General features: G+C 69.1%; 20 protein-coding genes. 3 read left to right on the forward strand and 17 right to left on the reverse strand.

Going from position 1 to position 18,883, the window contains the following annotated elements:
* Nucleotides 1-215: 215 nt before the first annotated feature.
* The 9 genes from FHR20_RS12530 to FHR20_RS12570 all read right to left on the reverse strand — a co-directional run bounded on the left by FHR20_RS12530 (nt 216) and on the right by FHR20_RS12570 (nt 6,933).
* Complete coding sequence (locus FHR20_RS12530) at nt 216-749, reverse strand: demethoxyubiquinone hydroxylase family protein (RefSeq protein ID WP_167299952.1); 534 nt, start codon at nt 747-749, stop codon at nt 216-218.
* The gene (locus FHR20_RS12535; RefSeq protein ID WP_167299953.1) at nt 746-1,231 is read right to left on the reverse strand and encodes a disulfide bond formation protein B; all 486 of its coding nucleotides are present in this window, start codon (nt 1,229-1,231) and stop codon (nt 746-748) included. Before FHR20_RS12535 ends, FHR20_RS12530 begins: the two co-directional genes overlap by 4 nt.
* A gap of 3 nt (nt 1,232-1,234) precedes the next feature.
* The gene (locus FHR20_RS12540; protein ID WP_167299954.1) at nt 1,235-2,587 is read right to left on the reverse strand and encodes a S41 family peptidase; all 1,353 of its coding nucleotides are present in this window, start codon (nt 2,585-2,587) and stop codon (nt 1,235-1,237) included.
* Nucleotides 2,588-2,653: 66 nt separating this feature from the next.
* Nucleotides 2,654-3,826, reverse strand: coding sequence for a peptidoglycan DD-metalloendopeptidase family protein (locus FHR20_RS12545; protein WP_167299955.1), 1,173 nt, complete (start codon nt 3,824-3,826; stop codon nt 2,654-2,656).
* A gap of 4 nt (nt 3,827-3,830) precedes the next feature.
* Nucleotides 3,831-4,253: a 23S rRNA (pseudouridine(1915)-N(3))-methyltransferase RlmH gene (locus FHR20_RS12550; protein WP_167299956.1), complete on the reverse strand. Its 423-nt coding sequence runs from the start codon at nt 4,251-4,253 to the stop codon at nt 3,831-3,833.
* Nucleotides 4,254-4,281: 28 nt separating this feature from the next.
* Nucleotides 4,282-4,590: a ribosome silencing factor gene (rsfS, locus tag FHR20_RS12555; protein WP_167300505.1), complete on the reverse strand. Its 309-nt coding sequence runs from the start codon at nt 4,588-4,590 to the stop codon at nt 4,282-4,284.
* An 80-nt stretch (nt 4,591-4,670) separates the two neighbouring features.
* Nucleotides 4,671-5,339: a nicotinate-nucleotide adenylyltransferase gene (locus FHR20_RS12560; protein WP_167299957.1), complete on the reverse strand. Its 669-nt coding sequence runs from the start codon at nt 5,337-5,339 to the stop codon at nt 4,671-4,673.
* Nucleotides 5,336-5,683: a hypothetical protein gene (locus FHR20_RS12565; RefSeq protein WP_243857304.1), complete on the reverse strand. Its 348-nt coding sequence runs from the start codon at nt 5,681-5,683 to the stop codon at nt 5,336-5,338. Before FHR20_RS12565 ends, FHR20_RS12560 begins: the two co-directional genes overlap by 4 nt.
* A complete protein-coding gene (locus tag FHR20_RS12570; protein ID WP_167299959.1) occupies nt 5,680-6,933 on the reverse strand; it encodes a glutamate-5-semialdehyde dehydrogenase in 1,254 nt (417 codons plus the stop codon). The genes FHR20_RS12565 and FHR20_RS12570 overlap by 4 nt, the downstream gene beginning before the upstream one ends.
* A 50-nt stretch (nt 6,934-6,983) precedes the next feature.
* Here FHR20_RS12570 and FHR20_RS12575 point away from each other — a divergent pair, with 50 nt between their 5' ends.
* Entirely contained in the window at nt 6,984-8,060 is a 1,077-nt protein-coding gene (locus tag FHR20_RS12575; RefSeq protein WP_167299960.1) for a DUF3667 domain-containing protein, read from the forward strand.
* Between the two features lie 4 nt (nt 8,061-8,064).
* Here the strand turns inward: FHR20_RS12575 and FHR20_RS12580 are convergent, their stop codons facing one another.
* From FHR20_RS12580 to ptsP, 6 genes are all read right to left on the reverse strand, one after another.
* A complete protein-coding gene (locus FHR20_RS12580) occupies nt 8,065-8,424 on the reverse strand; it encodes a hypothetical protein (RefSeq protein ID WP_167299961.1) in 360 nt (119 codons plus the stop codon).
* 61 nt (nt 8,425-8,485) lie between these two features.
* On the reverse strand, nt 8,486-10,447 hold the full coding sequence (gene ftsH, locus FHR20_RS12585) for an ATP-dependent zinc metalloprotease FtsH (RefSeq protein WP_167299962.1): 1,962 nt from the start codon (nt 10,445-10,447) through the stop codon (nt 8,486-8,488).
* Between the two features lie 68 nt (nt 10,448-10,515).
* On the reverse strand, nt 10,516-11,517 hold the full coding sequence (gene tilS / locus FHR20_RS12590) for a tRNA lysidine(34) synthetase TilS (protein WP_167299963.1): 1,002 nt from the start codon (nt 11,515-11,517) through the stop codon (nt 10,516-10,518).
* Nucleotides 11,495-12,463: a tol-pal system YbgF family protein gene (locus tag FHR20_RS12595; RefSeq protein ID WP_167299964.1), complete on the reverse strand. Its 969-nt coding sequence runs from the start codon at nt 12,461-12,463 to the stop codon at nt 11,495-11,497. The genes tilS and FHR20_RS12595 overlap by 23 nt, the downstream gene beginning before the upstream one ends.
* 77 nt (nt 12,464-12,540) lie before the next feature.
* Entirely contained in the window at nt 12,541-13,467 is a 927-nt protein-coding gene (locus FHR20_RS12600) for a helix-turn-helix domain-containing protein (RefSeq protein WP_167299965.1), read from the reverse strand.
* Between the two features lie 109 nt (nt 13,468-13,576).
* Nucleotides 13,577-15,856 (reverse strand): phosphoenolpyruvate--protein phosphotransferase, encoded by a 2,280-nt coding sequence (ptsP, locus tag FHR20_RS12605; RefSeq protein WP_167299966.1) that lies wholly within the window; start codon nt 15,854-15,856, stop codon nt 13,577-13,579.
* Nucleotides 15,857-16,037: 181 nt separating this feature from the next.
* On the opposite strand from ptsP, the gene FHR20_RS12610 reads away from it, so the two are divergent.
* On the forward strand, nt 16,038-16,379 hold the full coding sequence (locus tag FHR20_RS12610) for a PadR family transcriptional regulator (protein ID WP_167300506.1): 342 nt from the start codon (nt 16,038-16,040) through the stop codon (nt 16,377-16,379).
* Nucleotides 16,379-17,347 (forward strand): hypothetical protein, encoded by a 969-nt coding sequence (locus FHR20_RS12615; protein ID WP_167299967.1) that lies wholly within the window; start codon nt 16,379-16,381, stop codon nt 17,345-17,347. The genes FHR20_RS12610 and FHR20_RS12615 overlap by 1 nt, the downstream gene beginning before the upstream one ends.
* On the opposite strand, the gene FHR20_RS12620 is transcribed toward FHR20_RS12615, so the two are convergent.
* Nucleotides 17,344-17,784: a TonB family protein gene (locus FHR20_RS12620; protein ID WP_167299968.1), complete on the reverse strand. Its 441-nt coding sequence runs from the start codon at nt 17,782-17,784 to the stop codon at nt 17,344-17,346. The genes FHR20_RS12615 and FHR20_RS12620 overlap by 4 nt on opposite strands.
* 39 nt (nt 17,785-17,823) lie before the next feature.
* On the reverse strand, nt 17,824-18,855 hold the full coding sequence (locus FHR20_RS12625) for an NAD(P)H-dependent flavin oxidoreductase (protein ID WP_208413576.1): 1,032 nt from the start codon (nt 18,853-18,855) through the stop codon (nt 17,824-17,826).
* Nucleotides 18,856-18,883: the final 28 nt, after the last annotated feature.

An 18,883-nucleotide genomic window follows, 5' to 3' on the forward strand; every position in this document is an offset into this window, starting at 1 on the left:
GCTTGCAGACCACGATCTCCTCGCCGTTCGAATTGGTCGGGCACTTGTCCTTGCCATAGATCACCAGCACGCCGTTCTGCGGCGCATTCTGGGCATGCGCGGCAGCGGGCAGCAGCATCGGGATGGCGGCGAGGGCGCCTGCGATCATGATCCGGTTCAACATCGGCTTACTCCTGTATGTGCCGTGCCTGGTCCAAAACGGCTGAATGGGGGCTTTATATCCGTTTCGATATCGCAATGGCAGCGCGGCAGCCGGCGCGGATCAATCCGGACAGCAGCGGATAGGCCGGAGCGTGCTCCGCGCCGTGCGCGAGCGCGGTATCCCGGTGCTCGAGCTCCTCGTCGCGGAACTTCGCCACGGCCTCGGCGAGTTCGGGATCGCCGGTGCCGATCTCTTCGAGCTGCTGCTGGTAATGCAAGTCGATCTCGGTCTCGATCGCGGCGGTGCAGGCCATCGCCGCCTCGGGCCCCATCGCCGCCGTGGCCGCGCCCAGCGCGAAGCCGGCGATGTTCCAGAAGGGCTGGAGCGCAGTCGGGCGCACTCCGCGGCGTGCGATCATCGCATCGAAGAAGGCACGGTGGCGTTCTTCCTGGCTGGCCATGCCGGCGATCATCCGCGCCATCGGCGTGCGATCGCCCATCACGGCGAGCTGGCCGGCATAGATGCGCGTCGCCCCATATTCGCCCGCCTGGTCGACGCGAACCATCGAGGACATCCCCTCGCGCCGATCGCCGGGCTTCCAGCTCATGCCCGGGTGCCCCTGCGGGCGGCGAGCAGAAAGATCAGGATCGCCCCGCCCAGCGAGAGGATCGCGTTGAAGCCGGCCAGACTGATCCCGAACAACGTCCATTGCGGCACGTCGCAGCGGATCAGCGGCCGGCGCAGCGCGTCGTTCAGCATGTCCATCGGATTGTCGCCATGCACCTGGGCGGTGCACGCCGTGATGCCTTCCCACCATTTATACTCGACGCCGGCATGGAAGACGCCGATGCCGCCGCTGATCGCCACGGCCGTGCCGGCGAGCAGGACCAGCCCGAGCTGGGCACGGCGATCCTTCACCAGGAAGGAAGCCAGCGCGATCAGCACCGCGGCATAATGCGGCCAGCGCTGCCACCAGCACATCTCGCACGGCACCAGCCCGAACAATTCGGAGAGATGCGCGCCGCCCACCAGCGCGAGGGGAAGGAGGAGCGCGATCCAGCGCGCGATGCGGAGGCCGTCGTTGCGCATGGCTTATTTGCTCCGTGTCGCGGCAACCTGGGTCTTGGGCCCGAGGCGGGAAATGGTCTGCAGCGCATAATGCAGCTGGAAGTCGTCGATCCCTTCCTTCTTCAGCTGGTCCGCCGTCTTGGCGAAGCGCGGATCGGCGCGCTGATCGTCCTCGAGCACCGAATCGTCGACCTTGTCGTTGTTGATCAGGTGGGCGCGCAGGTCCGCCTCGCGGATCGAGGGCCGGGTCTTGTAGTCGGGATCGGTGAGCTGGGGCACCAGCAGGTCGGGCTTGATGCCGCCTTCCTGCACCGAGCGCCCCGAAGGCGTGTAGTAGCGCGCCGTGGTGAGGCGCAGCGCCGCACGCGGGCCCATCGGCAGGATCGACTGGACCGAGCCCTTGCCGAAGCTGCGCACGCCCATCACGAGCGCGCGGTGATGGTCCTGCAGCGCGCCCGCGACGATTTCCGAGGCGGAGGCGGTGCCCGCATCGATCAGCACGACCACCGGCAGGCCCTTGGCGAGGTCGCCCGGAACCGAGACGATGCCCGGCTCGCTCACATCGGCATACCAGCGCTCGATATCGGTCTTCTCCCGGCCGCGCTGCGAGACGATCTCGCCATGCGACAGGAATATGTCGGACACTTCGATCGCCTGGCTGAGCAATCCGCCGCCATTCTCGCGCAGATCGACGACATAGCCGAGCGGCTTGCGGCCCAGCTTCTTGTCGATCTCCTGGATCGCCTTGATCGTGTCCGCCCCGGTCTGGGCAGTGAAGGTGTTGATGTTGATGATGCCGACGCCGTCCTTGACGTCCCACTTCACCGGCCGCTGCACGATGATCTCGCGCTTCATGGTGAAGGTGAGCGGCTTGTCGGCGCCCGGACGGATCACGGTGAGCGTGACGCTGGTGCCCGGCTTGCCGCGCATCTTCTCGATCGCCTCGTCCAGGCTGCCGCCGACGATGAACTTGCCGTCGATATGCGTGATGAAGTCGCCCGATTTCATGCCCGCGCGCGCGGCCGGCGTGTCCTCGGTCGGCGCCACCACCTTCACCGCCCCGTCCTCCTGGGTGACGGTGAGGCCGAGGCCGCCGTAATTGCCGTCGGTCTGGATCTTCAGATTGTCGAAATCGAGCCCGTCGGCATAGCTGCTGTGCGGATCGAGCGCGGCGAGCATGCCCTGGATCGCGCCCTTCATCAGCGTCGCGTCGTCGACCTTCTCGACATAGTTCGCCTTCACCTGGCTGTAGACTTCCATGAAGGTATCGAGCTCCTTGAAGCTCGAAGTGTCCACGCCGGCCATGGCGCCGGAAGCAACGGGAACGAGCGCCAGCGCGCCGACCGCGGCGGTGACCTGAAGGAACGAACGAAGCATAATTACTTTCCGGAAACGCGTTCGGGGATCAATCTAGGACGGGATCGCGGCAAATGCACGGCACAATCAGCCGAGCAGGCGCGCAAGGTCCATGGGCTCGCCGCGCCGGCGGAGCTCGACGGTGATGCGCGGCGCGTCGCCGCCCGGAGCGCGGCCGATGCGCGCGCCCTGCGCCACATGCTCGCCGACGCGGACGCTGGTGCCGCCCAGCCCGGTGACCGAGCTGGTCCAGCCATTGCCATGGTCGATGATCACCACTCCGCCATAGTCGCGGAACGGGCCGGCGAAGAGGATGCGGCCGGGCGCGGGGGCGACGGCGTCGCTGCCGGCCGCGCAGGCAAGCGTGACTCCGCGGGCGCGCACTCCGGTGGAGGACAGCTCGCCCATGCCGGTGACGACCGCGCCGGCGACCGGCAGGATATAGGGAGGGCCCGCCTTGCGCGAGGGCGCGGCGACGGCGCTGCCGGGGCGCGGCAGCGGGCCGGGAAGCATTGCGAGATCGGCCTGGATTCCTGCGGCCTGGCCCGCTGTCTCCATCTGGTCGGCGATCTCGCGGGCGCGCTCGCCCAGCGCGATGGCGCGGTCCGATTCGACCAGGGCGCTTGAGGCGAGCTGGGCGGAGCGGGCGCGGTGATCCGCCTCGAGCCGGACCAGGGCGATCCGCTCATCCTCGATCCGGCGCCGCGCGTCGCGGAAGCTCGCGACTGCGGCGAGCGCATCGGCCCGCAGCGCCCGGACGCGGCCGAGCTCCGCGCGCACGTCGCGGGTGCGGGCCTCGACCACGGGCATCACCGTGCCGAGCACGGCGCGGACATGGACCATGTCGCTGGTCGATCCGGGCTGGACCAGGCCGAGCACCGCCGGGCGGCGGGCCATCGACTGGAGCGCGGCGATCAGGCGCAGGATCGGCCCCTGGCGCTCGGCGACGCGCGTGCGCTGCGCGGCGAGCTGGCGATCGACGATGCCGATGCGCGCGCGCGCCGCGGCGATATCGGCCTCGGCCACCTTGATCCGCTCGGCGGCGGCGGCTTCCTGCGCCCGGGCGCGGGCGGCCTGGTCGCGCTCGGAGGCAGCCTGGCGCTCGAGCTGCGCGCTGCGCGCCTGCGCCGCCCTGCTCTGGGCGTTGGCCTCGCGCAGGCGCCCCTGCTGCTCGCCGAGGCTCGGCGCCTGCGCCGCGGCGAAGCTGCCGGTGGCGAGAATCGCCAGCAGGCTGGCGCCGAGGATCAGCGGGCGGAGCACGGGCTCAGCCTTCGCGATGATAGGGGTGGTTGGCAAGGATGGAAGTGGCGCGCCACAGCTGCTCGGCGAGCATCGCCCGGGCCAGCATGTGCGGCCAGGTGGCGCGGCCGAAGCTGAGCAGCAGATCGGCCTGGGCGCGATCGGCATCCTCGAACCCGTCCGCCGCGCCGATCAGGAAGCGCGCCTCGCGCACCCCGTCGTCGCGCCAGGCGCCCAGCCGCTCGGCGAGCACGCGCGAGGGCAGGTTCTCGCCGGTCTCGTCGAGCAGGACGATCCGGGTGCTGCCCGAAAGCTCGGGAACCTTGCCGCCCGTATCGGGCAGCTCGGTCACCCGGGTCGGCCACTGGATGCGCCGGAGATAGCGATCGACCAGCTCCGCCTCCGGGCTGCGGCCGATCTTCCCGCGCGCGACGATATGGAGCTGCATCGCCCGTGCCGCCCCCCTTTCTAGCGGATCACGCCTGGCCGGCTTCGCCGAACGACCACATCCGCTCGAGATTGTAGAAGCTGCGCACTTCGGGGCGGAACAGGTGGACGATCACGTCGCCCGCGTCGATCAGCACCCAATCGGCGGTGGGCAGGCCCTCCACCCGCGGGGTGCGGCCGAACTCGGCCTTGATCTTGTCGGCAAGCTTCACCGCCATCGACGCGACCTGGCGCGTCGAACGGCCGGATGCCACGACCATATAGTCGGCGATGCTGCTCTTGCCGGCGAGCGGGATCGAGACCGTCTCGACCGCCTGATCGTCGTCGAGCGACGTCATCACGAGCTGGTGCAGCGCCTCGGTGCCACCAGCGGCATCGGGCGAACGCAGAACATTGGACGATATGGCCAAGGGGCCTCCTAGGGTTGCAACTTGTCTGTGCGAACTTGTTGTGGAGACGACGCGGTAGCTTCTCCCATCAAAGTTACACTTTGACGGGCACCCGCATAACGCCGGTGCCAGGCGGGATCGGCGGCCCGAAGGCTCGTCGCCGAAGTCGGATCGGGGCGGAAGCGCAACAGCACGAGGGCCGGCAATCTCCAACGCGTCCAGTTCTTCGCCTGGCCTGCGGGCCGCACAGCGCGCCGCAGCCAACCCATTGCAGGACTTGCATGGGCCTCGCGATCATACCCCGGACGGGCGATCACCGCAATCGGAACCTGTTCGGCAATATCGCGCCAGCGCTCCCATTTGTGGAACTGGGCCAGATTGTCCGCCCCCATCAGCCAGATGAAGCGATGGCGCGGGAAGAGCCGCGGCAATTTGCGGATCGTGTCCGCGGTGTAGCGGGTCTTGATCCGCTTCTCGATGCCCGACACGCGGATCGGCGCATGCCGCGCCATGCGCTGGGCCGACGCCATCCGCGCCTTGAACGGCGCCATGCCGGCCTTGTCCTTCAGCGGGTTGCCCGGCGAGACGAGCCACCACACCTCGTCGAGCCCCAGCGCCCGGATGGCGTGGAGCGAGAGCTTGCGATGCCCGAGATGCGCCGGATTGAATGAGCCGCCCAGCAGGCCGATGCGCTTCATTCGGGGAAACGCCTCACCACTTCGATGGGGCCTGTGATCGCCGCGTTGAACGCGTCCATCCGTGCTGCCGGGATCCAATATTCCCGGTGCGCGCGACCGCCGGCGTCCTCGACCCGATAGTCGGCGAGGAAGGCACGCAGCACCTCGAAGCGCGTCACGAAACCCGCGCCGCTCTCCGGCACGTTCCAGTCGCGCGCGATCTTCACCGCATAGTCTTCGCTGGTAACCGGATAGAAGATCGGCTGCCCGGGAAGGCGCGGTGGGAAGGCGGCCATGCCGGTCGCCTCGATCAACGCAAGCTCCGCGGGGCCGACCGGACGCCAGAGCGTCACGGTGTCGCTCACGGCCGTGCCTGCCCCGTGCCGCGCACCACCCATTTGTACGTCGTCAGCCCTTCGAGCGCCACCGGGCCGCGGGCATGGAGGCGACCGGTGGAGATGCCGATCTCGGCGCCCAGGCCGAACTCGCCGCCATCCGCGAACTGGGTGGAGGCGTTCCACATCACGATCGCGCTGTCGACCTGCGCCAGGAACCGCTCCGCTATGGCCTGGTCGGCCGTGACGATCGCATCGGTATGATGCGAGCCGTGCGCGGCGATATGGGCCATTGCCGAATCCACCCCGTCGACCAGCTTCACCGACAGGATCGAATCGAGATATTCGGTGTCCCAATCCTCCGCATTGGCGGCCACCGCACGCGGCTCGATCGTCCGGATCTCGGCATCGCCGCGCAGCTCGCAGCCGGCATCGGCCAGCGCGGCCAGCACGGGCTTCGGATCGGCGAAGGCACGGTCGATCAGCAGCGTCTCGGTGGCGCCGCAGATGCCGGTGCGCCGCATCTTGGCATTGCGCGCCAGGTCGCGCGCCATCGCGGGATCCGCGGCGCCGTCGATATAGGTATGGTTGAGCCCGTCGAGATGGGCGAGCACGGGAACGCGCGCCTCCGCCTGCACGCGGGCGACGAGGCTCTTGCCGCCGCGGGGCACGATCATGTCGATCGCCCCGTCGGCGACGAGCATCGCGCCGACGGCGGCGCGATCGGTGACGGGGACCAGCTGCACCGCATCCTCGGGCATGCCGCCCGCCGCCAGGCCGCGGGCGAGCGCCGCATGGATGGCGCGGTTCGAGCGGATCGCTTCGGAGCCGCCGCGCAGGATCGCGGCATTGCCCGCCATGGCGCAGAGCGCGCCGGCATCGGCGGTGACGTTGGGCCGGCTCTCATAGATGATGCCGATCACTCCGATCGGCACGCGAACGCGCGTCAGCACCAGGCCATTGGGCCGCTCGACCCGGTCGATCGCGTCGCCGACCGGGTCGGCGAGCGCGGCCACGGCCTCGACGCCGCCGGCCATGGCCTCGATCCGCCCGGCATCGAGCTTCAGGCGATCGAGCAATGCGCCCGACAGGCCATTGGCCTCGGCGGCGGCCATGTCCTCGGCATTGGCGGCCTGGATCGCCTGCGTATCGGCCCGGATCGCAGCGGCGGCGGCGCGCAGCGCGGCGGCCTTGGCCGGGGCCGGCATGGCGGCGAGCTGCACGGCGGCGCGGCGGGCGCGCTGCGCCATCTGGGCGATCAGGGCTGCGGTGTCGGTCATGCTGCGCTTGCGCCTAGCACGTGCAAGATCAAGCTGATAGGTCCGGCGCCATGTCGGGGGGAATCGAAGCAGCCGGGGAACTGGCGACGGGGGCGTTGCTCGGCCGCGCGGTCGAGCCGCGGGCGGGCGAAGGGCATGGCGCGGCGGGCGGCGACGGGCATGGCCTGTGCCTCAATTGCGGCACGGCGCTGATCGGATCGCATTGTCATAATTGCGGCCAGGCCGGGCATGTCCATCGTTCGCTCTCGGCGATCGGGCACGACATCCTGCACGGCGTCTTCCATTTCGAGGGCAAGTTGTGGCGCACTTTGCCGATGCTCGCCTGGCGGCCCGGCGAGCTGACCCGGCGCTACATCGCCGGCGAGCGCGCGCGCTTCGTCTCGCCGATGGCGATCTTCCTCTTCTCGGTCTTCGCGATGTTCGCGGTCTTCTCCTGGGTAGGGATTTCGGCGCCGACCGAGCTCAATGCCGGCAACATGAAGCCCTTCGCCGCGATCGACTATGCCCGCAAGGATACGCAGGCCAAGCTCGACAAGGCGCAGCGAAAGCTCGCCGCGGCCACCGACGAGGAGGACAAGGCAGAGTATCGCGAGCGCATTGCCGATGCCCAGCAGGGGCTGGCCGGGCTCGACAAGGCGGCACAGTCGCTGGGCGGCGGCCATCTCGACGGGACGGCCGCGCAAGCCCATACCGGCTGGCACGCGCTCGATCACGGCATCGAGAAGTGGCAGAAGAACCCGGCGCTGATGATGTACAAGCTCCAGTCGGCCAGTTACAAATTCTCCTGGCTGCTGATCCCGCTCTCGGTGCCGTTCCTATGGGCGCTGTTCTTCTGGAAGCGGCAATACAAGCTCTACGATCATGCGGTGTTCGTCACTTATTCCATCACTTTCATGTCGCTCTTCTACATCCTGGTGGCGATCGTCGCCGCGGCCGGGCTGGGCGGCGGCTGGCTGGCGGTGGCGGCGCTCGCGCTTCCTTTCGTCCATGTGACGCGCCAGCTCCAGCAGGCCTATCAGCTGGGCTGGTTCTCCGCGTTCATGCGCGCCTGGGTGCTGACCTTCTTCATCACCTGGATCCTGGCGATCTTCGTGCTGATCCTGGTGGCGCTGGGGCTGTTCGGCTGAGCGCTCAGGCGGGGCAGGGATAGCGACGCTGCATGATGGCGTAGAAGGCAGTCTTCACGCTGATGCCGCGTCGGGCCGGCGGGATCTTCTGGAATTCGGCGAGCAGCTCCGGCCCGCCCATCTTGACCTGCCCCTTGGGTGGCGGGCAGCTGTGCGGCCTGCGCCCGGACGCCTGCTGCGCGGCCAGCTCGGCGCGCCAGCCGGTAGCCACCTGCTCCATCTCCTCGCGCAGCAGCCTATAGTCGGGCGAGAAGGCAGCGAGCATCCCCTTCGCCTTGAGCGAATCGGCCTTGGCGAGGAACTCGGCGACCGTCATCGGCACCGTGCCCGCCGCAAGCAGCAGGAAGAGAACCGGATGCAGCATGTGAAAAAACCCTCCCCCGATCGCGCGTGGGAGGGCTTTTCACAGCCGATGATGGCGGAACTCAGGCGCCTTGCGGCGTCGGCTGCCCGAACGGGCCCTTGGACTTGGTGATCTTCGGGATCGACGTGCCTGCCACCGATACCGGGCGCGTCGTGGTGCCCGGATCCGGCCGGCCCAGATCCTCGCCGGCGATCAGCCGCTTGATCTCCTCGCCGGTCAGCGTCTCATACTCGAGCAGCGCCTGGGCAATCGTGTGGAGCTGGTCGATATGGTCGGTCAGCAGCTGGCGCGCACGCTCGAGGCCACGCTCGACGAAACGCTTCACTTCGCTGTCGATCAATCGCGCGGTCTCGTCCGACATCGGCTTGGCGCGGGAGATCGCATAGCCATAGGATTCGTCGCTCTCCGAGAAGTCGAGCGGGCCGACATTGTCCGACAGGCCCCATTTCGTCACCATCGCGCGGGCGAGACGCGTCGCCTGCATGATGTCGTTCGAGGCACCCGACGAGACCTTGTCATAGCCGAAGATCAGCTCCTCGGCGATGCGGCCGCCGAACGCGACGGCGATATCGGCATGCATCTTGTCGCGGTGATAGCTGTACGAATCCCGCTCCGGCAGCGGCTGGACCATGCCGAGCGCGAAGCCGCGCGGGATGATCGTCGCCTTGTGGATCGGGTCGGCGGTCGGCTCGTGCGCGAAGACCAGGGCGTGGCCGGCCTCGTGATAGGCGGTCATCCGCTTCTCGTCGTCGGTCATCACCATCGAGCGGCGTTCGGCGCCCATCAGCACCTTGTCGCGCGCATCGTCGAACTCCTGCGCCGCGACCAGCCGCTTGCCGCGGCGGGCAGCGAGCAGCGCGGCTTCGTTGACGAGGTTGGCGAGATCGGCGCCCGAGAAGCCCGGGGTGCCGCGCGCGATCACCCGCGGCTCGACGTCGGGCGCCAGCGGCACCTTCTTCATATGGACCTGGAGGATCTTCACCCGGCCCTCGATGTCCGGACGCGGCACCTGGACCTGGCGGTCGAAGCGGCCCGGACGGAGCAACGCGGGATCGAGCACATCGGGGCGGTTTGTCGCCGCGATGATGATGATGCCTTCGTTTGCCTCGAAGCCGTCCATTTCCACGAGCAGCTGGTTGAGCGTCTGCTCGCGCTCGTCATTCTGGTTGCCGAGGCCGGCGCCGCGCGAACGGCCGACGGCGTCGATCTCGTCGATGAAGACGATGCACGGGGCCGATTTCTTGGCCTGCTCGAACATGTCACGAACACGGCTCGCGCCGACGCCGACGAACATCTCGACGAAGTCCGAACCCGAAATCGTGAAGAAGGGCACGCCTGCCTCGCCGGCGATGGCGCGGGCGAGCAGCGTCTTGCCGGTGCCGGGCGAGCCGACCAGCAGCGCGCCCTTGGGGATCTTGCCGCCCAGGCGGGCGAACTTGGTCGGGTCCTTGAGGAACTCGACGATCTCCTGCAACTCCTCGCGCGCCTCGTCGATGCCCGCCACGTCGTCGAAGGTGACCTTGCCTTCCTTCTGCGTCAGCAGGCGCGCGCGCGACTTGCCGAAGCCCATCGCGCCCGAGCCGGAGCCCTTCTGCATCTGGCGGATCACGAAGAAGGCGATGCCGAGCATCAGCAGGAACGGCAACGACTGGTAGAGGAGGTAGATCCAGATGTTCGGACCTTCCTCGGCGCGGGCCGAGACCTTCACGTTCTTCGCGAGCAGCGTCCCGATCATCGAAGGATCCTCGGGCGCGTTCGTGCGGAACTTGCCGCCGTTCGACAGCTCGCCGCTGACCACGCCGGTGGCACGCGAGATGTTCACCGACTTCACTTCGCCATTGTTCACCTTGGCCATGAAATCGGAATAGGCCACGGCATCGCCCGGCGCGGTGGCGTTGCGATTGTCGAAGATCGTCACGAACAGGGCGAGCGCCGCCAGGATGCCCACCCAGATCAACAGGCTCTTCATCCAGGGGTTGCTGCCCCCATTGTCGGGGCCCTGCTGCTTGTCGTTGTCGCTCATGCGGATTCGGTACCTTTCCGCTGCCCAAGATAGGCACGGCCAAGTTAATGGCAATGGAACAGCGTCGATCAGTGTGATCGACGCGGTGGCGCCAGCGCGAAATGCCAGATAGCGGCCCTCGCCTTCCCGATCACTTCCGCAATCGTACCGGTGCCTCCGGCGTCGAGCGCGGCGAGCAGCGGATCGAGCCCGGTCTCCCGCCAATCGGGGCCGAGGTCGTGCGCGGCGCGGACGGTCGCCACCGCCCGCTCGACGAGGCGGCGGCGAAGTTCCCGGGGCAAGCCGCCGGGATCGAGCGAAACCGCGCCGCCTTCGGCCACCGCGCGCGCGCGCCATTCGCGATCGACGACCCAGGCCAGCGCATCCTCGGCATCGCGCAGGTTGCGCGCGGCGGCGGCAAGCCGATCGGCGGGCAATTCCCCCGCCTCGGCCAGCAAGGCGCGGATGCGGGCGCGATCGAAACGCGGATCGGCGTTGGAGGGATCGCGCGCCGGCACGATCCCCGCATCCGCGACGAGCACCTCCAATTCTTCCCGCGTCCAATGGAGCAGCGGCCGGATCAGCGTGACGCCGCCGAGCGGCCGCGCCGCCGCCATCGCGGCAAGCCCGCCCACTCCCGCGCCGCGCCGGGCACGCATCAGGAAGGTTTCGGCGACATCGTCCTGCTGGTGCGCCGTCGCGAGCCAGGCGGACCGGCCCGCCGCCCAATCGGCGAGCAGCGCATAACGCAGCGCCCGCGCGCCCTGCTGGAGATTGCCCGCGACGGGCACGCTTCCGGCGAGCGTCTCGTGCGGCACCTCGATCCGATCGCATAGCCGCCGGACGAGCGCCGCTTCGTCCGCCGCTTCGGGGCGCAGGCCGTGATCGACGGTCGCCGCGATCACCGCGCCCGGAAAGGCCGCATGGGCCAGCAGGAGCAGCGCCAGGCTATCCGGCCCGCCCGAAACGGCAACGGCCAGATGGCGCCCCTCGCCCGCAGCGCCGCCGGTCAGCGCCTCGCAATCCCGGCGGAAGCGCTCGACCCTTTCCCGGTCGAGCGTCGGCCGGTCACTTGCACTTCTGGCTTGCACGGCCCTCCGCCATGCCGGTCTTCATCTCGGCCGAGAGCTTGTCGCCATATAATTGGTCGAGCTCGGTATAGACCTTGCAGACCTCCGTGGCGGGCTTCTTCAGCTTGATGAGCGCCTGGGCCAGATAATAGAGGCTGTCGGGCGCACGCTCGCCCTTGGGGTTCTTCTTGTAATTCTCGTAGAAGGCCACCGCCGCCAGGCTGGGCGCGCCGCTATCGAGATAGGCGCGGCCGAGCAGGTTCTGCGAATAGCTGGCGCGGCGATGCGTCGGATATTTGGTCGCCACCGCCTCGAGCTCGCGGCGCGCCTCCGGATAGAGCTTCGCCTGCCACAGGCGGAAGCCATAAGTATAGCCGTCCTCGGCCGGATCGCCCGTATTGGGCTTCTCGATCGCCGCCACCTGCTGGGCGCGCGTGCCGGTGGGCTTGGGCGTGGCCGGCGTGGCGGTGCCCGCGGCCGGAGGCGGTGTGGCCGGGCGGGTGCCGGTCGCCGGCGGACGGATCGCCGCGCCGGCGGTATCGCCCGGCACCGTCATATCCTCGCCGCCCAGCGCGGCATTGGCGGTCGCCCGGTCCTCGACCCCCTTGATACGCGCATCGGTGCCGCGCTTATAGGCCGCGAAGGCGTCCTCGAGCTGGCGCAGGCGATACTGGCCCTGCTCGACCTGGCCGGTGAGCGTGCGCAGCTGCTCCTCGATCGCGGTGACGCGCTGGGTCAAGTCGATCAGCGGCGTGCCCGACGGCGTGCCGGGCACGCTGGTGCTGGTCTCGGGCGTGATCTGCGGCTCCACCGTCTGGCCGGCGCCGCCCGGGAACACCTTGCGCTGTACGGCGCGCATCTCGCGCTCAAGCCGGTCGACGCGTCCGGAGAGCGCGGAATCCTGGGCCTGGGCGGTGCCGGCGCCGAAGACGACGGCCATTGCAGTGGCGGCAAGAAGAAAACGCATCGATCACACCCCCCGGTGCAGGTCAGACATGGAGAACTCGTCCGCTATAGCCGGGAGGCCGCACGCCTCGCCAGTCCTTACGGCGCGCTGTTGCCAGTGCTCGTCGCAGCCGGTTCGACCGGCGTCGGCGCCGGAGTCGCGACGGAGAGGCGCGCGGCCGGACGCTCGCGGCGCGCGGCCGGCCCCCCGGCGGCCGGCGCGGCCGGCGTCGGCGAGGCACCCGGCTGGCCGCGGGCGCGCAGCGCATCGGCGCTCACCTCGACATCCACCGTCGTGCCGGCGCGGCCGAGCGGATCGACGTTGGAGCCGTTGAGCGTCACCTGGATCTTCTCGGGGCCGCCCGTGCGGATGCGCGGATGATCGGCATCGGCCGGCACGTCGTAGCGCTCGCCGGGGGCGAGCTCCTTCTCGACGAGCTTGGTACCCTTGGCATCGGTGACGCGGATCCAGACGGTGTCGAGCGCGACCAGCGAGACCTGGCCGCCGCCGGCCGCCACGGGCGTGGCGACGTTGGCGATGCTGGCATTGTCGGCCAGGTTCGCCTGCGGCTCCTCGGTCGCCAGCGTCTCGGGTGCGGGTGCGCTGCCGCGGAACAGGTCGGTGCCGTAATAGAGCACCCCGCCCACCACCAGCAGCAGCGCCAGGACGACGCCGAAGATGACGATCCCGCGCGGTGGCACCCGCGCCGGATCGCTGGTCTCATAGGCGGGAACCGGCGCGGCGCGCTCGGGATTGCGGTGGAGCTCGGTGCGCAGCTCGCGCGCGATCATCACTTCGTCGGCGCCGACCGCACGGGCATAGGCCTTGGCGAAGCCCAGCGCATAGGTGATCGACGGAAGCCCGGCGTAATTGCCCTTCTCGATCGCCTCGAGATGGCGCTGCGGAATGCGGGTACGCGCGGCGATCTCGGGAAGGTCGAGGCCCTGGGCCTCGCGCGCGGCACGCAGCTTCTCGCCCACGCTGGCGGGAAACAGGGTCGGGTCTTCGGCGGCTTCGCCTTCCATCCATACTCTCCGGGCGGAAGGGTTGCGCCCGTTGCTCCCGCCGACGGCTGAAGCTGTCGTTCACCAAGCCCCGCCTGTCAACGCCGGCCAGGGTGATTTTGCCGGCAGATCAGGCCAGTTCGACGGAATGTTCGCTCGCCCATGCCTCCAGCTGGTCGCGCAGCGAGCTGCCCGGATCGGCCAGCATCCGGGCCATCGCCGCCATCAGCGCCCCCCGGTCGATCGACCGGACCATCGCCTTGATCGGCCCCACCGCGGCGGGCGTGATCGACAGGCGATCGATGCCGAGCCCGAGCAGCGCCAGCGCCTCCAGCGGCCGGCCGCCCATCTCGCCGCACACGCCCACCGGCACGCCGCCCGCCCGGCACTGGTCCGCCACGCGCTTGAGGAAGCGCAGGATCGACGGGCTCAGCCAATCATAGCGCAACGCCAGCTTTGGATGCGCGCGATCGGCGGCGAACAGGAACTGGGTGAGGTCGTTGGTGCCGATCGACAGGAAGTCGAGCCGCGGCAGCAGCAGGTCGAGCACTTCCGCCAGCGCCGGCACCTCGAGCATCGCGCCATAGCGGATCTCGGTCGGCATCTTGCGCCCGCGCGCGGCGAGCCAGCTGCGCTGCGCCTCGAACAGCTCGCGCGCCGCATCGAACTCCCAGGGTTCCGAGACCATCGGGAACATGATGTTGAGCGTGCGGCCGGCACCCGCCTCGATCAGCGCGCGCGCCTGCGCCTTCATCAGCCCGTCGCGATCGAGCGCGAGGCGCAAGGCCCGCCAGCCCATCGCGGGATTCTCTTCCTCGCCATCCTCGTCATGGTTGAGATAGGGCAGCGCCTTGTCACCGCCGATATCGACGGTGCGGAAGGTGACGGACCGGTCCCCCGCCGCGTCGAGCACGTCCTTGTAGAGGCGGCGCTGCATCTCGCGCTGGGGCAGGGTGGCCGAGACGAGGAACTGGAATTCGGTGCGGAACAGGCCGATGCCGTCGGCGCCGGTAAGGTCGAGCGCGGCCATGTCGTCGCGCAGGCCGGCATTGACCATCACCGTCACGCGGTGGCCATCGGTCGTCACGGGAGCGACGCCGCGCATCCGGGCGAAGGCGGCGCGGCGCTTCTGGCTGAGCTCGAGCTTGGCCTCGAACGCCTCCTGCATCGCCTGGGTGGGGCGGACGAACAGGCTCTCCTCGCTCGTGTCGAGCAGCAGCATGTCGCCCTCGGCGATCATCTGGCGGATGTTGCGGACGCGCCCCAGCACCGGCACGCCCATGGCGCGCGCGACGATGGTGACGTGCGCGGTGAGCGAGCCTTCCTCCAGCACCACGCCCTTCAGGCGCCGGCGATCATATTCGAGCAGCTCGGCCGGGCCGAGATTCTTCGCGATCAGGATCGAATCCTGGCGCAGCCCCATCTGCGCCGCAGTGCCGAGCTGGCCCGAGACGATGCGGAGCAGCCGGTTGGACAGATCCTCCAGATCGTGCATCCGGTCGCGCAGCAGCGGATCGTCGATCTCGCGCATGCGCTGGCGCGTGCGCTGCTGGACGCGCTCGATCGCCGCCTCGGCGGTAAGGCCCGAATCGATCGCCTCGTTGATCCGGCGCGACCAGCCTTCGTCATAGGCGAACATCTTGTAGGTCGCGAGGATCTCGTCCTGCTCGCCGCCGCCGCCGAATTCGGCCTGGCTCGCCATCCGGTCGATCTGCTCGCGCATCTTGTCGAACGCGGCATAGACGCGGTGGCGCTCCGCCTCGGTATCCTCGGCGACGGTATGCTCGATCACGATGCGCGGCTGGTGGAAGACCGCGACGCCGGCGGCCATGCCGTCGACCAGCTTGAAGCCATGGCCCAGCTCGGGGGCGGTCGACTGGAGCCGGGTGGAGCCGCCGCCGCTCGCCAGATCGATCAGATCGGCATTGGCGATCAGTTCGGAAAGCACCATCGCCACGGTCTGCAGCGCCTCGATCTCCTCGCTCTCGTAGCGGCGCGATTCCGCATGCTGCACGGCAAGCACTCCCACGGCCCGCTCGCGCCGGATGATCGGCACGCCGGCGAAGCTGTGGAACGCCTCTTCGCCCGTCTCGGGACGATAGGCGAAGGCGGGATGCAGCTCGGCCTCGTCGAGGTTCAGCGTCTCCACATTCTGGGCGATCGTGCCGACCAGGCCCTCGCCCAGCGCGAGCTTGGTGACATGGACCGCCTCCTGCGCCAGGCCGCGCGTCGCGAAGAGCTCCAGCAACCCCTCGCGCAGCAGATAGATGGAGCAGACCTCGCTCGACAGCGCCTCGCCGATGATGTTGACCACCGAATTGAGCTTCGATTGCGCCGGGTTGCGCGACGCCATCACGTCGTGGAGGCGCGTCAGTATCTCACGGGCCGAGGCGGCTGCGGAAACGGGCATGGATGCGCGCTAACAGATTGTGTTCGCGTGCGCCATGCACCGGCGAAACAAGTGCGGCGGGCGCGCCCGATCGGCCGCGGGAGCCGCAAAATCGCCGGAGGCCCGCGCATCGCGGGCGCTTGCGGGCTCATATACTGTATGTTACATAGTATGTATCATACACGATATGAGGCACAGGACGATGCCGGTCGAGGAAGACCTGTTCGAGAAACTGCGCGTCGAGCTGCGGCGCGGATCGCTGGTGCTGGCGGTGCTCGGGGCACTGCGCGAGGAGCGTTACGGCTACACGCTGCGCACCAGCCTGGAAGCGGCGGGGCTGCCGATCGACGAAGGCGCGCTCTATCCCCTGCTGCGCCGGCTGGAGGCGCAGGGGCTGCTCACCAGCGAATGGCGCGAGGAAGCCAGGCGCAACAAGCGCTTCTACCGCCTGACGCCGGACGGCCTGCACGTGCTCGGCCAGCTGCTCGCCGAATGGAACGCGATCTCGGAATCGATCCTGCGCCTCACCGAGGGAGAAAAGTGATGGACCTCATCGAACGCTATCTCGGCGCGGTGCGCTGGAACCTGCCCTCGGCCAAGGCCGACGACATCGTCGCCGAGCTGGCGGACCTGATCGCCGCCCGCATCGAGGATAGCGAGGAGGCGCTCGGCCGCCCGCTCGACAAGGGCGAGGTCAGCCAGATCCTCAGGGAATTCGGCCATCCGCTCACGGTCTCCGGCCAGTATCACGACCAGCAGGTGCTGATCGGCGCGGAACTGTTTCCCTTCTACTGGTTCGTGTTGCGAATCATGCTGGCCCTCTTCGGAGTCATCGAGGTCGTGAAGATCGCCGGCCGGGTCGCGGTGGGCAGCCAGCCCTTCTTCCAGGCCCTTTCCCACGGGCTCGGCGACGCCACGAATACGCTGCTCACCATGGGCGCGTTGATCACGCTGATCTTCGCGGTGATCGAGCGAACCGCCTGGCTCGACACCTATCTCGCCCGCTGGAAGCCCGAAGAACTCGAGGAACTGCCCCACCTCGGCAAGCTCCGCCTTGAGCTGCCGCCGCGCAAGCGCTGGGAGCCGGCGTTCGAGATCGCCTTCGGCATCGGCTTCCTCATCTGGTGGGCGGGCGGCTTCACCATCCCCTTCTTCCCGCACGACGACGGAACGGTGATCACCGCCGCGCCGGTCTGGGCCACGCTCTACTGGCCGGTGGTGGTACTGGTCTGGGCGCGGATCCTGCTGAGCCTGATCGGCTTCCTCCGGCCGGCCTGGAAGCCGCTGCGCGCCGCGCTGATCCTGGGCAGCACCGCGGGCACGCTCGCCATCGCCGCGGCGCTGCGCGCGGCGGGGCAGATCGTGATCGTCGCCGGCACCGATGCGGACAAGGTCGCGAAGATCCAGCAGAGCCTCGACAAGAGCCTCGAGATCGCCGTCGTGGTGGTCGTGGCGATCTCCGCCTGGCAATGCGTGAAGGAGCTGTACCAGCTCTGCAAGGAGCGCCGCTAGGGCCGGGGCTCGCGGTTGCGGAAGGCGACGGGGATCGCCACCCGGCCACGGGCAACGACCTGGCCGCCGAGCATCGGCGGGCTCACGCGGAAATCCGTCGCCGCCTCCCGCGCCGCCTTGCCGAAGCCATAGCCTTCCGGCGTCTCGCGCAGCACCTCGCAATCGGCGAGCCGGCGCGTAGGCAGAACATGGCAGGCGAGGAGCGCGCCGCCGCTGACGCCTTCATAGCGGGCGCGCGGCGGGTTGTGCTTGCCCAGCAGCCGCTGGCTGGGCATCTCGGCCCAACTTGCCGGGAACAGCCTGCCCTCCCCGCTCTCGGCCATGGGCGACGGCGTCGGCGAAGACGGCCGCTCCGCCGGCACGGCAACGGGTGGCGATGCCCCTTCGGCCGCCGCAGCTCCGCCCTGGCCCGCGACCGATCCCATGACGATGGCCATGGCCGCGAGCCTCTTACGCCCGCGCCCCTTCGGCAAGCGTCAGGCCGCGCGCTTCTCCAGCGCATGGGCCGCCTCGGCCATCAGCGTCGCGATGATGTCCGCGACCGGCTCTTCCTTCGTCACCATGCCGACCGACTGACCCGCCATCACGCTGCCATGCTCGACATCGCCGTCGATCACCGCGCGGCGCAGCGCCCCGGCCCAGTAATGCTCGATCTGGAGCTGCGCCTCGGCCATCGCGACCTTGCCCTCGTCGAGCAGCTGCGCGACTTCGCGCTGCTTGGCGGTGAACAATTCGCCGCCGGCATTCTTGAGCGCCCGCACCGGGATCACGGGCAGGCGCGGATCGATCTGCACGCTGGCGGTGGCATCGCGCGCCGAGGCGCGGATGAAGGCCTTCTTGAAGTTTGCATGCGCGATGCTCTCGGTCGCGCAGACGAAGCGCGTGCCCAGCTGGACGCCCGCCGCGCCCATGTCGAGATAGCCGGCGATCGCCTCGCCCCGGCCGATGCCGCCCGCGACGAACACGGGCACCTGCTCGGCCACTTCGGGCAGGATCTCCTGCGCGAGCACGCTGGTCGAGACCGGGCCGATATGGCCGCCGGCCTCCATGCCCTCGACCACCAGCGCGTCGACGCCCGAGCGGATCAGCTTCTTGGCCAGGCTGAGCGCGGGGGCGAAGCAGATCAGCCTGGCGCCGTTCGCCTTGATCGCATCGAGCGAACCCGCCGGCGGCAGCCCGCCCGCGAGGACGACATGGCCGACGCCATGCCGGTTGCAGACCTCGATCAGCTCGAACAGCTGCGGGTGCATGGTGATCAGGTTGACGCCGAAGGGCTTCGCGGTGCGCGCCTTGGTCCCGGCGATCTCCGCATCGAGCAGCTCGGGCGTCATCGCGCCGCAGGCGATCACGCCGAAGCCGCCGGCATTGGAGATGGCGGCGACGAGGTTGCGCTCGGACACCCAGGACATGGCGCCGCCCAGGATGGCGACTTCGGAACCCAGGAACGCGCAGCCGCGCGCCATGCGGCGGCCCAGGCGCTCGGCGCCGATGGAAGATATGTTGGTCATCCCCCCGCCTAGCCTTGCGGAGCGCCAC

The sequence above is a fragment of the Sphingomonas leidyi genome (assembly GCF_011761945.1).
Taxonomy (GTDB): Bacteria; Pseudomonadota; Alphaproteobacteria; order Sphingomonadales; family Sphingomonadaceae; genus Sphingomonas; species Sphingomonas leidyi.

What these genes read in the sequence shown, in the direction of transcription:
- FHR20_RS12530 (WP_167299952.1), bottom strand. Translation starts at nt 749, where the DNA reads ATGAGCTGGAAGCCCGGCGATCGGCGCGAGGGGATGTCCTCGATGGTT.
- FHR20_RS12535 (WP_167299953.1), bottom strand. Translation starts at nt 1,231, where the DNA reads ATGCGCAACGACGGCCTCCGCATCGCGCGCTGGATCGCGCTCCTCCTT.
- FHR20_RS12540 (WP_167299954.1), bottom strand. Translation starts at nt 2,587, where the DNA reads ATGCTTCGTTCGTTCCTTCAGGTCACCGCCGCGGTCGGCGCGCTGGCG.
- FHR20_RS12550 (WP_167299956.1), bottom strand. Translation starts at nt 4,253, where the DNA reads ATGCAGCTCCATATCGTCGCGCGCGGGAAGATCGGCCGCAGCCCGGAG.
- rsfS (WP_167300505.1), bottom strand. Translation starts at nt 4,590, where the DNA reads ATGACGTCGCTCGACGACGATCAGGCGGTCGAGACGGTCTCGATCCCG.
- FHR20_RS12560 (WP_167299957.1), bottom strand. Translation starts at nt 5,339, where the DNA reads ATGAAGCGCATCGGCCTGCTGGGCGGCTCATTCAATCCGGCGCATCTC.
- FHR20_RS12570 (WP_167299959.1), bottom strand. Translation starts at nt 6,933, where the DNA reads ATGACCGACACCGCAGCCCTGATCGCCCAGATGGCGCAGCGCGCCCGC.
- FHR20_RS12575 (WP_167299960.1), top strand. Translation starts at nt 6,984, where the DNA reads ATGTCGGGGGGAATCGAAGCAGCCGGGGAACTGGCGACGGGGGCGTTG.
- FHR20_RS12580 (WP_167299961.1), bottom strand. Translation starts at nt 8,424, where the DNA reads ATGCTGCATCCGGTTCTCTTCCTGCTGCTTGCGGCGGGCACGGTGCCG.
- ftsH (WP_167299962.1), bottom strand. Translation starts at nt 10,447, where the DNA reads ATGAGCGACAACGACAAGCAGCAGGGCCCCGACAATGGGGGCAGCAAC.
- FHR20_RS12595 (WP_167299964.1), bottom strand. Translation starts at nt 12,463, where the DNA reads ATGCGTTTTCTTCTTGCCGCCACTGCAATGGCCGTCGTCTTCGGCGCC.
- FHR20_RS12600 (WP_167299965.1), bottom strand. Translation starts at nt 13,467, where the DNA reads ATGGAAGGCGAAGCCGCCGAAGACCCGACCCTGTTTCCCGCCAGCGTG.
- ptsP (WP_167299966.1), bottom strand. Translation starts at nt 15,856, where the DNA reads ATGCCCGTTTCCGCAGCCGCCTCGGCCCGTGAGATACTGACGCGCCTC.
- FHR20_RS12610 (WP_167300506.1), top strand. Translation starts at nt 16,038, where the DNA reads ATGCCGGTCGAGGAAGACCTGTTCGAGAAACTGCGCGTCGAGCTGCGG.
- FHR20_RS12615 (WP_167299967.1), top strand. Translation starts at nt 16,379, where the DNA reads ATGGACCTCATCGAACGCTATCTCGGCGCGGTGCGCTGGAACCTGCCC.
- FHR20_RS12620 (WP_167299968.1), bottom strand. Translation starts at nt 17,784, where the DNA reads ATGGCCATCGTCATGGGATCGGTCGCGGGCCAGGGCGGAGCTGCGGCG.
- FHR20_RS12625 (WP_208413576.1), bottom strand. Translation starts at nt 18,855, where the DNA reads ATGACCAACATATCTTCCATCGGCGCCGAGCGCCTGGGCCGCCGCATG.